Genomic DNA, 14,999 nt, shown 5'->3' on the forward strand with positions numbered 1-14,999 from the left:
TTCACTCCTTCTCCGATCCCGAGGTTCGGTCCACGAACCATCCGCTCACCCCGGGATCGATGTTCTGGTAGACGTGCTTGGCCTCGCGGTACTCGTCGAGGCCGGTCGGTCCGAGCTCGCGTCCGAAGCCGGACTCGCCGAAGCCGCCCCACTCCGCCTGCGGCAGGTACGGGTGGAAGTCGTTGATCCAGACCGTGCCCGCGCGCATGCGGTTCGCGACGCGTTGTGCACGACCCGCATCCTGCGTCCAGACCGCGCCGGCAAGGCCGTAGCGCGTGTCGTTGGCGATCCGCACCGCGTCGTCCTCGTCGGTGAACGTCTCGACGGTCACGACGGGACCGAAGCCTTCGTCGACGACGACCGACATGCCCTGACGGACGCCGTCGAGCACGGTCGGCAGGTAGTAGAAGCCGCTCTCCAGGTCGCCGGAGCCCCACTCTCCGCCGCAGCGCAGGACGGCGCCTTCTTCGATGCCCTTGCGGACGTACTCGCCGACCTTGTCGCGGTGGGCGGCCGAGATGAGCGGGCCGGTCTCGGCGTCGTCGTCGAACGGTCCGCCGAGGCGGATCTGCCGGGCGCGGGCGACCAGTGCGTCGACGAATTCGTCGTGGATCGACTCCTCGACGATCAGGCGCGCGCCGGCCGAGCAGACCTGACCGGAGTGCACGAACGCGGCGTTGAGCGCGTTGTCGACGGCGGCGTCGAACAGCGCGTCGGCGAACACGACGTTCGCGTTCTTGCCGCCCAGTTCGAGCGCCACCTTCTTCACCGTGGCCGCCGCGGTCGCGGCGATCCGTCGTCCGGTGATCAATCCGCCGGTGAACGAAACCATGTCCACATCCGGATGCTCCGAGAGGGGGGCACCTGCCACAGCGCCCGCGCCGAGCACCAGATTTGCGGCGCCGGCGGGCACACCGCACTCGGTGAGCAGATCCATCAGCAGGATCGCGGTCGACGGGGTCAGCTCACTCGGCTTGAGTACGAAGGTGTTTCCGGCCGCCAGGCAGGGGGCGACCTTCCACGCCGCCTGCAGCAGCGGATAGTTCCACGGCGAGATCAGCCCGCACACGCCGACGGGCTCGTACTGGATGCGGCTGAGCACGTTGGCGTCACCCGCGTCGACGAGGCGTCCGGCATCGGTCGCGGCGATCGAGCCGAAGTACTCGAAGCATGCCGCGATGTCGTCCATATCGATGCGGCCCTCGACGATGCGCTTGCCGGTGTCGAAGGACTCGGCGCGGGCGAACTCCTCCTTACGCTCGCGCAATCGGTCGGCCACCTTGCGAAGGATGCGACCGCGCTCGCCGGCGACGGTTCGCGGCCACGGACCGTTGTCGAACGCATCGCGGGCCGCGGCGATCGCCCGCTCGACGTCGGAGGTTCCGGCCTCGGAGACCGTCGCGACGTGGCTGCCGTCTGCAGGGCAGCGGATCTCGCGGGTGTCGCCGGATTCGGCTGCGACCCAGGTGCCGCCGATGAACAGGCTGGTCGGGTTCGTTGCGGTTTCGGTCATGTCTGCATCACTCCATCGTCGGGGTGTGTCGGAGTCGGAGGAATTCGATGTGGCGTTCGTACTGATCGAGGACGTCGCCGATGAGCTGGTCGCGGGTGTATCCCATGACGTCGTACTGCTGGCTGCCCTCGGTGAGGTACACCTCGAGCCGGTAGTAGACGGCGTCGCCGCTGGCGGAGTTCATCGCGAACGACGGCATGTCCGTCTTCTCCGGCCACAGCTGATAACGGAAAGGCGGATCCGCGCCCATCGCGACCGTCAGGTCCAGGTGCGGCACGCCCGTCTTGTCCTCCCGGTTCTCGACCAGTTCGGCGTCGATGTCCCGCGAGGCAAGCTCGTCGACCACGGCCTGCAGTGCGGGTCGTGCGGTGCGTTCGACGTAGTGGCGCAGGTCCTGTCGGTTCGGGTACGAGAGGGTGCGCGTCAGCCGTTGCCGCCATGTGCGCTGCACTCCCCGCTCGGCGCCCACCCGTTCCGAGAGCGACGAGTGCAGGACCGCACGCACGCTGTCCTCGCGGTAGCCCTCGGTTCGCAGGGCACGGTGCAGGCCCGCCATGATCAACAGCATCACGAAGGAGAACGGCAGACCCATGATGATCGTCGCGTTCTGCAGCGTCGTGACGCCGCCGACGATCAGCATCGCGAGCGTGAGCAGTCCCGTCGCGACGGCCCAGAAGATCCGCCCCCACTTGGGGCCGTCCTCCTCCGGATCGTTCAGGTGCGAGGTGAGGTTCGTGAGCACCAGAGCGCCCGAGTCGGCAGAGGTGACGTAGAAGAGTAGTCCGGTGAACGTCGCGATACCCGCGCTGAACAGTGCACCGGGGTACTGGTCGAGCAGCGAATAGAACGCGCTTTCGGGCGCGGACATCGCCGTCTCACCGAACTCGCTGTTCCCGTCGATCACCACGGACAGCGCGGCGTTGCCGAAGATGGCGATCCACAGGGCGATGAATGCGAACGGGATGGTCAGCACCGCACCGATGAACTGACGGATCGTGCGGCCCCGGGAGATGCGCGCCAGGAACAGACCGACGAACGGCGCCCACGCGATCCACCACGCCCAGAAGAACAGGGTCCACGAGTTGAGCCACTCCTGTGGCGCGTCGAATGCGAAGGTGTCGAGTGTCATTCCTGGGAAGCGGCTGACGTAGTCGCCGACATTCATCACGATCGCGTCCAGCAGGAAGCGGGTCTTGCCGGCGAACAGGACGAACAGCATGAGGGCGAGCGCGAGCAACGCGTTCAACTCCGACAGTCGCCGGATGCCACGGTCGACGCCCGAGACGACGGACACCGTCGCCATCAGGACGGCAACCGCGATCAGAGCCACCTGCATGGCGGTGTTCTGGGGCAGGTCGAACATGAAGTGCAGCCCGTAGTTGAGCTGGACCACGCCGATACCGAGCGACGTCGCGATGCCGAAGATCGTGCCCAGCACGGCGGCGATCTCGACGCCGTCGCCGAGCGCACCCTTCACGCGCTTGCCGATCACGGGGTACAGGGCCGAGCGGATCGACAGCGGCAGACCGCGCCGGTACGCGAAGTACGCGAGTGCCGCGCCCATCAAGGCGTACATGGCCCAGCCGGTGATCCCGTAGTGGAACAGAGTCCACACCACCGCCTGACGCGCGGCCTCGGTGTTCTGGCCCTCGCCGACCGGCGGCGCCAGATACTGCGTGACCGGTTCGGAGACCGAGAAGAACATCAGATCGATGCCGATGCCCGCCGCGAACAGCATTGCTCCCCACGTGAAGACGTTGTATCGCGGCAGCGAATGGTTGGGGCCCAGCTTGATCTTCCCGTAGCGCGAGACCGCCAGGAACAGCACGAACACGACGATCAACGTGGCGACCAGGAAGTACCACCAGCCGAACGCGCCCGCGATCCAGTCCACGACACTGCCGATCACGGAGTCCGCGTTGTCCGGGGCGATCATCGCCCACGCGGTGATCGCCACGATGATCGCCGACGAGATGTAGAAGACAGGTTTGTTGATCCCCGACTTCGGTGTCTCGGGGTCGGTCGTCCGGGGGCCTTCGGTGAGCGCCGCCTCCGGTGGTTCTCGATCCGTTGTGCTCATGTGTCTCCTCGGTCCGGTTCTGCGTCCGGATCGCGACGGGCCCGGCAGCGTGATTCGAACTCTCGGGCGCCAGGTGAACGCCCGTCCGACTGCTGGTCTGAAGCTACCGCCGAGATGTGCGCCCCGCTGGGGTGTGGACATCACGATCCTTCCGTCCGACTGCGTGGAAGGGGTCGGACGGGCGCGTCGGCTCCTCGGGAAACGTTGCATCCGAGGCATTCCGGTCGGGTCTGCGTCGTCGGTGGAGTCGTCCCGGTGCGGCTTCCGGCGTGTGACGTAAGACGCGTTCCGGGCGCCCGCGCAATGGTTCCGGATCCCCCGAATGGGGCGATCTCGACGCCGTCGGACGTCTCGATCGGAAGGGGTCTATCGGGCTGTGGCGCGGGACAGGCGGCGACCCGTATTCGCGCGAAACGGATGATCACCTGAAATCGGGCACTGTTCCGCTAGTGTCTTCTCTTGCTGGATTCGATTGTCCAACACTGAAAATGACATAGGGGAGGCACTGTGCGTCGGGGCTGTCTAGCGGTCGTCACGGCTTTATTTCTTTTGGCGTTCTCTGCACCTGCGGGCGCAGCACCGTTGTCGGATCTTCTCGGGTCGAGTGGTTCGCTGGGGTCCAGTGGGTTGCTGGGTTCGATCGGCGAGGAGGAGTCGTACGGTGCGATCGACCCGACCTCGGGCACGCTGATCGCAACCAGTGGGTTCGACGTCAAGCGTGACGGGTTCTCGTTCGAGAACTGGGGCGGGCCGTCTCCGGAGCATCGTCGTGGTTTGACGCCGACGATGATGCAGACGCTGTACGGCGACCGGATCTGTGCGCGGATCGTCGACGGAGGGTGCGTCCTCACCGCCACCGGAGAGGCGCTCCAGGTCGATCTGAACGAGAGTGCGGGCGGCGGGCATTGCTTCGGCTTCGCCGCGCTCGCCGGACTGTTTGCCACGGAGCAACTCGACAAGGACGTGCACCTACCGTCCGGGCAGAACGTCTACGACGAGCCGGCATCGGATCGGCTCGACGGCTTGATCACGCGGTACGCCAGCACCCAGTACTCCCTTCCGACCAGCGAAGCGTCGAAGCGGTCCTCGGTCAGCGAGACACTCGCCAACCTCGAGGCGGCCTGGGCCCGGGGTGACAGCTACCTGCTTGGCTTCTTCGGGCCGCCGGGGGGCCACGCCGTGACTCCGATCGCGCTGCGCGACCTCGGAAACGGAAAGACCGGGATCGTCCTGTACGACAACAACTTCCCCGGCGTCGAGAAGATGATGGTGGCGGACGCCGCCGCCGATAGTTGGTACTACACCACTGCGCTGAATCCGGAGGACAGGAGCTACCTGTTCGTCGGGTCGCCGGAAAACCAGTTGCTGCTCTTCGATCTGCCGCAGACGGCCGAGGTCCACGAATGCCTGACCTGCCACGGCGCGGGCGACGATTCGGTTCTCGTCCTGGTCAAGGACAACGCCGAGAATCGCGACGGCACGAACATCGATTGGGATCTGGGTGTCACGGCGCCAGGCGGTGGCGAGGTCCAGGGGATCGAGAAGCTGGCGATGATCAACAACCGACAGTCCGAGCTGTTCCGTGTTCCCGCCGGTGTTGCATTCGAGCTGAAGATGGGCAACGTCCCGGCCGGGCGGGCCGCAGACATCGACATCTCGCTCTACGGCGACGGCTGGATCAACGAGGTCGACGGCATCAAGCTGCTACCCGGTGCCACCACCTCGGTGACGGTGGACCGGAACCAGCGCAAACTCAGCCTCAGTAGCAACCTGTCGATCACGCCGACCTTGAGGCTCGCCACCGAGCAAGCCAGTTGGTCGGTGGCGGCGGTGGGCAGCGGTTTGCGAGTGTTGCCCGGCAGCACCCTCTCGGTGGAACGCGAACTCGACGGTGACTATGTGTACGCGCTGGACGGCATCGGGCTCCCCGGATCGATGACCCTCGACGTCCGGCATCGGGACGCCGTTCGCGATAAGAACGTCACCTCCGGCGGCCCGGTGAGCATCCCGGTCAATTCGTCCGCGTCGGTTGCCGCGGATGCGTGGGACGGAGCGACGCCGCTCACCGTCCGAGTCTCGGGGAACGGGGTCGATCGGACCTATCCGATGACACCGATCTCGTAGCCGATCCGCGTCGAATCACTGCGGCCATCCACCGTCCGGTGGGTGGCCGCAGCGCTTCTGCTCGGCGACTTCACTCGAACCGGGCACTCGGTACGGAGTAATTCGGGTGGCGTGTACCGGTGCGGTGGTGCATCGCCGCAGGCGGAGGCCCTAGTATTGGCCAACTGTGACGAGTACAGAGGACCGCGCGGGAAGCGCGCCCGAACGGGAAGCCGGCACCGGGATGTTCGGATGGGCGCTGCACGGCGACGGCCGACGGATCAGTGACGGCGCGGTGGTGGCGCCGCACGAGCGGCTGTCGTGGCCGCGCACCATCGGTATCGGAATGCAGCACGTGATCGCGATGTTCGGCGCGACGCTGCTCGTGCCGACGATCACCGGATTCCCGGTGACGACCACGCTGCTGTTCTCGGGTATCGGCACCGTGCTGTTCCTCCTCATCACGCGCGGACGGATTCCGAGCTATCTCGGATCGTCGTTCGCCTTCATCGCGCCGCTCACCGCGGCCGCCGGAGACGGGCCTGCCGCCCAGCTGGGCGGCGTCGTTGCGGCCGGTGTCGCGCTGATGCTCGTCGGCCTCGCGGTGAAGCTGATCGGCGCCCGAGTGATCGATGCGGTCATGCCGCCCGTCGTCACCGGCGCCGTGGTGGCACTGATCGGACTCAACCTCGCACCCACCGCAGCGGGGTCGTTCCAGGCGCAGCCGTTGATCGCGGCCGTGACGCTCCTCGGCATCCTCCTCGCCACCGTGATCGGGCCCGGCATCATCGGACGTCTCGGCATCCTCATCGGTGTCGTGGTCGGCTGGGTGTTCGCGGCGATCACCGGCGGGCTCGCCGACGATCGCGTCGACGCGCTTCGTGAGGCCGCGTGGTTCGGTGTTCCGCACCTGCGCGGCCCGTCGTTCGATCTGTCCGTGATCCTGCTCGCGCTGCCGGTCGTGATCGTTCTGATCGCCGAGAACGTCGGCCACGTCAAGGCGGTCTCCGCGATGACCGGCAAGTCGCTCGACGATCTCGCCGGCAACGCACTGTTCGCCGACGGCCTCGCGACCACCCTCGCGGGCGCCGGTGGTGGCTCGGGAACCACGACGTACGCCGAGAACATCGGCGTCATGGCGGCGACCCGCGTGTACTCGACGGCCGCGTACTGGGTGGCCGCCGTCACGGCCATCGTCCTCTCCTTTTCTCCGAAGTTCGGGGCGCTGGTCTTCACCGTTCCCGACGGCGTCATCGGCGGCGCGACGATGGTGCTGTACGGCCTGATCGGCGTGCTCGGCGTGCGCATCTGGATGGACGCCAAGGTCGACTTCACCGACCCGGTCAACCTCACCGTGGTGGCGACGGCCCTCGTCGCCGGCATCGGCAACCTGACCCTGTCCATCGGCTCGGTCGAACTGGGCGGCATCGCGTGGGGTTCGGTCGGCATCCTCGTCGCCTACCCGGTGATGCGCCGCCTGAACTCGTTGCGCCGCGCCTGATCCGCACACTCTGCATCAGCACCCCGCGAGCACGATTCGTGACCTGAACCACACGGTCACGAATCGTGCTCGTCTCGGTCATGGATCGTCGCTGATCCTCGCTTTACGGTCATGTCGAGGAAGTACGTCCGCCGCTGCGTGCCCGCACGCCGGCTGTTTCGACATGAGGAGACGTAGTGGAACGCACCCTGTTCGAACCCGAGCACGAACTCTTCCGGGAGTCCTACCGAAAGTTCCTCGACCAGCACGTCGCGCCATTCCACGACCAGTGGGAAGAGCAGAACATCGTCGACCGGTCGGTGTGGGTCGAGGCCGGCAAGCAGGGATTTCTCGGCATGGCCGTCCCCGAGGAGTACGGCGGCGGGGGAGTCGAGGACTTCCGCTACAACGCGGTCCTCACCGAGGAGACCACCCGGGGTGGCTACAGCGGCGTCGGCTTCATGCTGCACAACGACGTCGTCGCCCCGTATCTGATCAAGCTGACGAATGAGCAGCAGAAGCAGCGGTGGCTGCCCGGCTTCTGCTCGGGTGAACTGATCACCGCGATCGCGATGACCGAACCCGGCACCGGCAGCGATTTGCAGAACATCAAGACCCGCGCGGTCAAGGACGGCGACGACTGGATTCTCAACGGCTCCAAGACATTCATCACGAACGGCATCAACGCCGATCTCGTCATCGTCGTGGCCTGTACCGACCCCGACAAGGGTGCTCAGGGCTTCTCGCTCCTCGTCGTCGAACGTGGCATGGAGGGTTTCGAGCGGGGCCGCAACCTCGACAAGATCGGACTCAAGGCACAGGACACCGCGGAGCTGAGCTTCACCGACGTCCGGGTGCCCGCCGAGAATCTCCTCGGTGAGGAGGGCTTGGGCTTCATCTACCTGATGCAGAACCTGCCGCAGGAGCGCCTGTCCATTGCCGTCGTTGCGGCCGCCGCGATGGAGTCCTGCCTGGAAATGACCATCCAGTACTGCCGTGACCGCAAGGCGTTCGGCAAGTCGATCGGCAGTTTCCAGAACACCCGCTTCGTTCTCGCCGAGTTGGCGACGGAGACCACTGCCGTACGGGTTCTCGTCGACAAGTTCATCGAGCAGCTCAACGACGGGAAGCTCACCGTGCAGGAGGCCGCGATGGCCAAGTGGTGGACCACCGAGGCCCAGGTCAAGCTCATCGATCGGTGCCTGCAGTTGCACGGCGGGTACGGCTACATGCGGGAGTACTCGATCGCGAAGGCCTACATGGATTCGCGGGTGCAGACGATCTACGGCGGCACCACCGAGATCATGAAGGAAATCATCGGGCGCGGCCTGAATCTGGGTTGAGCCGAACCAGTCGGACACGACGAAGGGGCCGCGGCGCGCCGCGGTCCCTTCGTCGTGTCTGCTGTCGTCAGAGCTTGCGCATCACGGTCACGACCTTGCCGAGGATCGCGGCGTCGTTACCCGGAATCGGTTCGAAGAGTGGATTGTGCGGCATCAGCCACACGTCCTTGCCGGTGCGCTTGAACGTCTTGACCGTGGCCTCGCCGTCGATCATGGCCGCTACGATGTCGCCGTTCTCGGCGACATTCTGCTGGCGGACGACGACCCAGTCGCCGTCGCAGATCGCGGCGTCGATCATCGACTCGCCTACGACCTTGAGTAGGAAGAGCGAGCCCTGTCCGACGAGTTCGCGGGGCAGGGGGAACACGTCTTCGACGGCTTCCTCGGCCAGAATCGGACCGCCCGCGGCGATCCGCCCCAGGACCGGCACGAAAGTGGGGGTGGGGCGCTCGCTCGAGGAGTCGCGGTCGTTCGACTGGCCGACATCGAGGCCGTCCAATCCGCGGACGTCGACAGCGCGGGGGCGGTTGGCGTCGCGGCGCACGAAGCCCTTGCGTTCGAGGGTGCGCAACTGGTGTGCCACAGACGATGTGGACGTCAGCCCCACTGCGTCACCGATCTCGCGGATGCTCGGGGGATACCCGCGGTCGGCGACCGACTCCCGGATCACCTCCAGGACCTTGCGCTGGCGGGGCGTGAGCTGAGTGGCGTCGAGCACGGCTGCCCCCTCCTCGGGCGACGGGTTCCCGGACCGGCCCGAGGTGCTCGTGCTGTCGTCCTTCATGGTGGGTGCCCCTCCTTCACGGATACGTCGCATGCGTATCGGTTGCTGGGTCGAATCTAGCCCGATCGGGCGACTACTTCAAACATCTGTTCGAGCCGTGTCGCCGATTTCGGTGACTTTGTCGTAGACGCGTGGTAGAAATCGAATATCTGTTCTATCGAACGCATGATCGAACAGATTCTCGACACACGGTTCGCGTGATCCTTCGCAGCACGGTGAGCCGCAACGATTCGACGATTCGCAGGGAGGGTTCGGATGGGTACTGCACTTTCGGAGCAGCGGGCGGCACGGTCCTTCGTGGGAGCGACCAGTGGTCGCGCGGTGTACGTGAAGGCGGACCGAGCGGGTATCGAGTACGGGTGCCGTTCCGTGCAGCGCACGGTCGGTGTCGTCGGTGTCGTCGGTGCTGTCGGTGCTTTCGATGCTGTCGGTGCGCGCGAGCGTGGTCGGCGGCGCAGCGTGTCCGGTCCCACGTCAGGCGAGGTGCGTTACGGCACTGCGCCGCGGCACGCTTCCGCCGGCGTGCAGGTGTCCCGGGCACACGCTCCGTCCCACGGTCGGGGACGCGCGCGATCCGGATTGTCGGCCGTGGTCGCGACGTTCGTCATCACTGCAGGCATCGTGGCCGGCCTCGATGCGATCGCCAACCTCAGGTTGGCGCAGACGGATTCCGGCCCGGTCGCCACTGAATCGGTCGAGGTGCGCACGGACGAATCGCAGGGTCGCGTCACCGCGCCGGTGGATCCCGCGGCTCCGGCCGCTCACGTTCTCGATCGGATCGTCGAGTTGAATGCCTTGTCGCGCGCCGACGTCAGCGCGGCGCAGAAGTGACCACTCCCGCGTCGCACGGGCAATGAGATGGCCGGAACAGTGGAGGTTACCCGCGAGTCGGTAACGGGGGCGGTCGGGCGGGTATCCTCGAATCCTGTCAGTCACACCACATCGCGTGGTCGCGTCGATGTCGCGTCTCCCCTGCACGGGCCGGTCCTGCTCGAACCGGTAGCGGTCGAGAGGCGATCCAGCGGCCACGATGGCTACGAAGGATTCACCATGCACTGCCCGTTCTGCCGGCATCCCGATTCGCGCGTGGTCGACTCCCGTGAGGCCGACGAGGGGGCTGCGATCCGCCGTCGCCGTTCCTGTCCCGAGTGCGGTCGTCGTTTCACTACTGTGGAGACCGCAGTTCTGGCGGTGGTCAAGCGCAGCGGTGTCACCGAGCCGTTCAGCAGGGAAAAGGTGGTGCAGGGCGTTCGACGCGCGTGTCAGGGGCGTCAGGTCGACAACGACGCGCTGAACCTGCTGGCCCAGCAGGTCGAGGACGCGGTCCGCGCCGCAGGCTCGCCCGAGATTCCCAGTAATGAGGTCGGATTGGCCATTCTCGGGCCGCTGCGCGACCTCGACGAGGTCGCCTACCTCCGATTCGCCTCCGTCTACCGGTCCTTCAGTTCGGCGGAAGACTTCGAGCGTGAGATCAAGGATCTGCGCGAGCGTCGCGACAGCCGCGACGCAGATCTCGCCGGTGCCGACGCCGCCGAGTAGGTCACCACGCGAGGCGGCCGTCGACGACGCCCGCCCCGCGGATCAGCGTCGAATCGCCTCGATTGCCTTGAGGACGCGCTTCTCGGACACCGGGATCGACGTCCCCAGTGACTGGGCGAAAAGACTCACCCGGAGTTCTTCGATCTTCCACAGGATCTCGTTGACGTCGGCGTCGCCGCGGCGTTCCTCGGTCAACGCAGACAGCATGCGGTCGTACGCGGCGTACACGCGATCGAGCGAGTCCATTCCGACGCGGTCCCGCTGCGCGCTGCCCGGCAGCGATTCCAGACGCAGCGATGCGGCGGCCAGATAGCGCGGAAGTTCACGTAGGCGCTTGGAGCCCAGCTCGGTGACGAAACCGGGGAACAGCAGCGATTCACGTTGCTCACGAACATCGTCGGCTGCCTCGCCGGACGCTCGATCGAGGAGCGCCGACAGACGATGAGCCTCGGTGAGCGTCGGCAACAGCATGCGCAGCAGGCGTGCGACCCGCGTCGCCAACTGCGCGCGTACCTTGCCGGTGAGTTCGTCGAACGCGGCCGGATCCAGGACCGGGCCGCCATTCTCGGCGATCAGTTCGTCGACCGCGCAGGCCCGGCAGTCCTCTATCAGCGCGTCGAAGCTGCCGTCCGGGTTCTGTCCCAGCGCGAGCCGATCGGTGTTGCTCATCCCGTTGGTGGCCGCTTTGGCCTGCGTCGGAATCGCCTTCAGTAGCAGCTCGCGGGTGCCGGCCCGCATCGCGGCGCGCTGTGCGGCCGGGGTCGTGAGGACGCGCACTGCCACCCCCGAGCCCTCCGGGACGAGCGCGGGATAGCCGGTGACCTTCTGGCCGCCGAGTTCGCGCGTCACCGACGAGGGCAGCGTGCCGAGTGTCTGCGCCGTCCATACCGGAGCGGGCGCCCGCTCGCTGGTCGCGGTCGCCTTCGACACCTCGACCTCGACGCGCGGGGCCAGGGCCCGGCGCAGGGCGGCCAGGCTCTTGTCGCGTCCGAGAACCTTGCCCTTGTCGTCGACCGCGGCGAACGTCATCCGCAGATGTGGGGGCAGGGACGCGACGTCGAAGTCGGTGGGGTCGATACGGCACGCGCCGAGACGGGACAGCTCCCGCGCCAGGGCGTGGATGAGCGACTCCGAGCGGGGCTTCACCGAGGCGAGGGCGGCCGCCGCGAAATCCGGGGCGGGAACCACTTGCCGTCGAAGCTGTTTCGGCAGTGTCTTGATCAACGCGGTGACCAGTTCGGTGCGCAACCCGGGGACGAGCCAGTCGAAGCCCACCGGCCGCAGACCCGCGAGCAGCGCGACCGGGATCCGGGCGGTCACGCCGTCCTCTTCCTTTCCGGGCTCGAACTGGTAGGTCAGCGGGAACTGGATGTCGCCCTGACGCCACGCATCGGGATAGTCGCCCTCGAGAACCGCCGCGGAATCGGCGTTGACGACCGTCGACGTGGTGAAGTTCAACAGGTTCGGGTTCTCCCGCCGCGCCTGCTTCCACCACGTGTCGAAGTGTTTGGCGGACACGGCCTCCGGGCCGACCCGCTCGTCGTAGAACTCGAAGAGGGTCTCGTCGTCGACGAGGATGTCTCGTCGACGCGCCCGGTGTTCGAGTTCTTCGACGTCGTCGAGCAGTGCCCGGTTGGCGTGGAAGAACTTGTGCTGCGTCTGCCATTCGCCCTGGACAAGCGCGTGACGGATGAACAGTTCCCGCGACACCTCGGGGTCGATGGTGCTGTAGGTCACGGGACGTTCGGTGACGAGGGGAACGCCGTACAGGGTGACCCGCTCGTAGGCCATCGCGCACGCCCGCTTGGTGGACCAGTGCGGCTCGGAGTACGTCCGCTTGACCAGGTGCGGCGCCAGTTTCTCGGCCCATTCGGGCTCGATCCGCGCGGACATCCGCGCCCACAGTCGTGTGGTTTCGACCAGTTCGGCCGCCATGACCCAGCGTGGTGGCTTCTTGAACAGTCCCGATCCTGGGAAGACTGCGAAGCGGCTGCCGCGGGCGCCGAGGAAGTCTCGCTTGTCGCCCTCACGCAGACCGATGTGCGAGAGCAGGCCGGCGAGCAGCGACTGATGGATCAGGGTCTCACCCGCTTCGGAGGCCCCGGAACCGGCTGCCTCCCAGCCGAGTCCGCGGGTGATCTGGCGCAGCTGCCCGTGCAGGTCCTGCCATTCGCGGATCCGCAGCCAGTGCAGGAACTCGTTGCGGCACATCTTCCGGAACTGGCTCGAACTCAGTTCCTTCCGTTGTTCGCCCAGGTACTCCCACAGCTTCAGATAGGCCAGGAAGTCGGAGTTCTCCACGTTGAACCGCGCGTGCTTCTCGTCGGCGGCCTGCTGGAAGTCGGCTGGACGTTCCCGGACATCCTGGATGGACAGCGCCGAGACGATCACCAGCATCTCGCGCAGGCAGCCGTTGCGGTGGGCCTCCACGAGCATGCGCGCCATGCGCGGATCGACCGGGAGTTGGGCGAGCTCGCGCCCGGTCGCGGTGAGCTGCGGTCCCGCGTGCGCCTGGCCGTCGCCCGCCTGCCCGTCGCCCGCCTGCCCGCTGCCCACGGTGGGCTGCTTGCCGGATGCGATCGCGCCGAGTTCCTCGAGGAGGGCGATGCCGTCCCGAATCGCCCGGGGGTCCGGCTTCTCGACGAACGGAAACGCCTCGATGTCGCCGAGACCGAGCGCTGTCATCTGCAGGACGACGGAGGCCAGGTTGGTGCGCAGGATCTCCGGTTCGGTGAACTGCGGACGCGACTCGAAGTCGTCCTCCGCGTAGAGGCGGATGCAGATGCCGTCCGCGACACGGCCACAACGGCCGGCGCGCTGCCGGGCCGACGCCTGTGAGATCGCTTCGATCGGAAGCCGTTGCACCTTGGTGCGCACCGAGTAGCGCGAGATGCGCGCTGTTCCCGGATCGATGACATATCGGATCCCGGGGACTGTCAGCGACGTCTCGGCGACGTTGGTGGACAGCACCACCCGGCGTCCGCTGTGCGGCGAGAACACCTTGTGCTGTTCGGCGGCGGACAGGCGTGCGTACAGCGGGAGGATGTCGGTGTTCCGGAGCTTGCGATCGCGCAGGGCGTCGGCGGTGTCGCGGATCTCGCGCTCGCCGGACAGGAAGACGAGGATGTCGCCGTCTCCCTCCGCCGAGAGCTCCTGCACGGCCTCGCACACGGCGTCCACGGGATCACGGTCGAAGGTCTGGTCGCCCACCTCGACGGTGAGCGGGCGGTACCGCATCTCGACCGGGAACGTCCGACCCGACACCTCGACGATCGGGGCCGGCACACCGTCGACCGAGAAGTGCTCGGCGAAGCGCTGCGGGTCGATGGTTGCCGAGGTGATGATGACCTTGAGGTCGGGCCGGCGGGGGAGCAGCTGCTTGAGGTAGCCGAGGATGAAGTCGATGTTGAGGCTGCGCTCGTGGGCCTCGTCGATGATGAGCGTGTCGTAGCGCCTCAGCATCCGGTCGCGCTGGATCTCGGCGAGCAGGATGCCGTCGGTCATCAGTTTGACCAGCGTGGAATCCGACACGTGATCGGTGAACCGGACGGTGTAGCCGATGGTGTCGCCCAGATCGCGCCCCACCTCCTCCGCGATTCGCTCGGCGACGGTGCGGGCGGCGAGCCGACGGGGCTGGGTGTGGCCGATCATGCCGCGGATGCCGCGGCCGAGTTCGAGGCAGATCTTGGGGATCTGCGTGGTCTTGCCCGAGCCGGTCTCACCGGCGACGATCACCACCTGGTGGGACGCGATGGCGTCGGCGATGTCGTCGCGGCGCTGCGTGACCGGCAGCGTCTCGGGGTACGTGATCGCGGGTACCTGGGCGCGGCGGCCTGCGATCCTCGACTCGGCTGCCGTGATCTCCTCGTCGAGGGCGGTCAGCGCGGACGGGGACTTGGCGCGATCGAGGCGTCGGCGCAGCCGGTGCTCGTCGCGCAGCGTGAGCGCACCGAGACGCTTCTTCGCCTCGCGGCGATCGGCCTGGATCTCGGCTGCAGATGGTGATGTCGACATGCTCCGGACAGCCTATCGAAGCGCGCAACGGCAATTCCCGCTGCGACCGCGCGGCGCGGTGGGAGCGTCTGGCCAGGCGTCGCAGCGACCGGGCGGTCCGGTCCGAAACCGTGGCATAGTCGCTGGGAGGAGCCGGGAAGTAC

Annotated in this window: 9 protein-coding genes; 5 read left to right on the forward strand and 4 right to left on the reverse strand. The window is 66.9% G+C overall.

The window, feature by feature from the left end; translation table 11 throughout:
• Position 1 precedes the first annotated feature (1 nt).
• Together C8K36_RS15565 and betT are read right to left on the reverse strand one after the other, a co-directional pair.
• Complete coding sequence (locus C8K36_RS15565) at positions 2-1,513, reverse strand: aldehyde dehydrogenase family protein (protein WP_107985411.1); 1,512 nt, start codon at positions 1,511-1,513, stop codon at positions 2-4.
• Positions 1,514-1,520: 7 nt separating this feature from the next.
• A complete protein-coding gene (gene betT, locus C8K36_RS15570; protein ID WP_107985412.1) occupies positions 1,521-3,593 on the reverse strand; it encodes a choline BCCT transporter BetT in 2,073 nt (690 codons plus the stop codon).
• A gap of 582 nt (positions 3,594-4,175) precedes the next feature.
• Here betT and C8K36_RS15575 point away from each other — a divergent pair.
• The 3 genes from C8K36_RS15575 to C8K36_RS15585 all read left to right on the forward strand — a co-directional run bounded on the left by C8K36_RS15575 (position 4,176) and on the right by C8K36_RS15585 (position 8,519).
• Entirely contained in the window at positions 4,176-5,717 is a 1,542-nt protein-coding gene (locus C8K36_RS15575; RefSeq protein ID WP_258195434.1) for a hypothetical protein, read from the forward strand.
• Between the two features lie 223 nt (positions 5,718-5,940).
• Positions 5,941-7,197: a uracil-xanthine permease family protein gene (locus C8K36_RS15580; RefSeq protein ID WP_107985413.1), complete on the forward strand. Its 1,257-nt coding sequence runs from the start codon at positions 5,941-5,943 to the stop codon at positions 7,195-7,197.
• A gap of 176 nt (positions 7,198-7,373) precedes the next feature.
• The gene (locus tag C8K36_RS15585; protein ID WP_107985414.1) at positions 7,374-8,519 is read left to right on the forward strand and encodes an acyl-CoA dehydrogenase family protein; all 1,146 of its coding nucleotides are present in this window, start codon (positions 7,374-7,376) and stop codon (positions 8,517-8,519) included.
• Positions 8,520-8,586: 67 nt separating this feature from the next.
• On the opposite strand, the gene lexA is transcribed toward C8K36_RS15585, so the two are convergent.
• Complete coding sequence (lexA, locus tag C8K36_RS15590) at positions 8,587-9,303, reverse strand: transcriptional repressor LexA (RefSeq protein ID WP_107985415.1); 717 nt, start codon at positions 9,301-9,303, stop codon at positions 8,587-8,589.
• A gap of 255 nt (positions 9,304-9,558) precedes the next feature.
• Here lexA and C8K36_RS15595 point away from each other — a divergent pair, with 255 nt between their 5' ends.
• Positions 9,559-10,134: a peptidoglycan-binding protein gene (locus tag C8K36_RS15595; RefSeq protein ID WP_107985416.1), complete on the forward strand. Its 576-nt coding sequence runs from the start codon at positions 9,559-9,561 to the stop codon at positions 10,132-10,134.
• 219 nt (positions 10,135-10,353) lie between these two features.
• Positions 10,354-10,842 carry a transcriptional regulator NrdR gene (nrdR, locus tag C8K36_RS15600; RefSeq protein ID WP_107985417.1) on the forward strand — a complete coding sequence of 163 codons (489 nt, stop codon included), beginning with the start codon at positions 10,354-10,356 and terminating at the stop codon, positions 10,840-10,842.
• Positions 10,843-10,884: 42 nt separating this feature from the next.
• Here nrdR and hrpA read toward each other — a convergent pair whose 3' ends face one another.
• Positions 10,885-14,856 carry an ATP-dependent RNA helicase HrpA gene (gene hrpA / locus C8K36_RS15605; RefSeq protein ID WP_107985418.1) on the reverse strand — a complete coding sequence of 1,324 codons (3,972 nt, stop codon included), beginning with the start codon at positions 14,854-14,856 and terminating at the stop codon, positions 10,885-10,887.
• Positions 14,857-14,999: the final 143 nt, after the last annotated feature.

Origin of the sequence: Rhodococcus sp. OK519 (assembly GCF_003051005.1) — a bacterium.
Taxonomy (GTDB): Bacteria; Actinomycetota; Actinomycetes; order Mycobacteriales; family Mycobacteriaceae; genus Prescottella.

Bases quoted from the DNA above. Each gene is read 5' to 3' on its own strand.
- C8K36_RS15565 (WP_107985411.1), bottom strand. From the start codon at position 1,513: ATGACCGAAACCGCAACGAACCCGACCAGCCTGTTCATCGGCGGCACC.
- C8K36_RS15580 (WP_107985413.1), top strand. From the start codon at position 5,941: ATGTTCGGATGGGCGCTGCACGGCGACGGCCGACGGATCAGTGACGGC.
- lexA (WP_107985415.1), bottom strand. From the start codon at position 9,303: ATGAAGGACGACAGCACGAGCACCTCGGGCCGGTCCGGGAACCCGTCG.
- nrdR (WP_107985417.1), top strand. From the start codon at position 10,354: ATGCACTGCCCGTTCTGCCGGCATCCCGATTCGCGCGTGGTCGACTCC.
- betT (WP_107985412.1), bottom strand. From the start codon at position 3,593: ATGAGCACAACGGATCGAGAACCACCGGAGGCGGCGCTCACCGAAGGC.
- C8K36_RS15595 (WP_107985416.1), top strand. From the start codon at position 9,559: ATGGGTACTGCACTTTCGGAGCAGCGGGCGGCACGGTCCTTCGTGGGA.
- hrpA (WP_107985418.1), bottom strand. From the start codon at position 14,856: ATGTCGACATCACCATCTGCAGCCGAGATCCAGGCCGATCGCCGCGAG.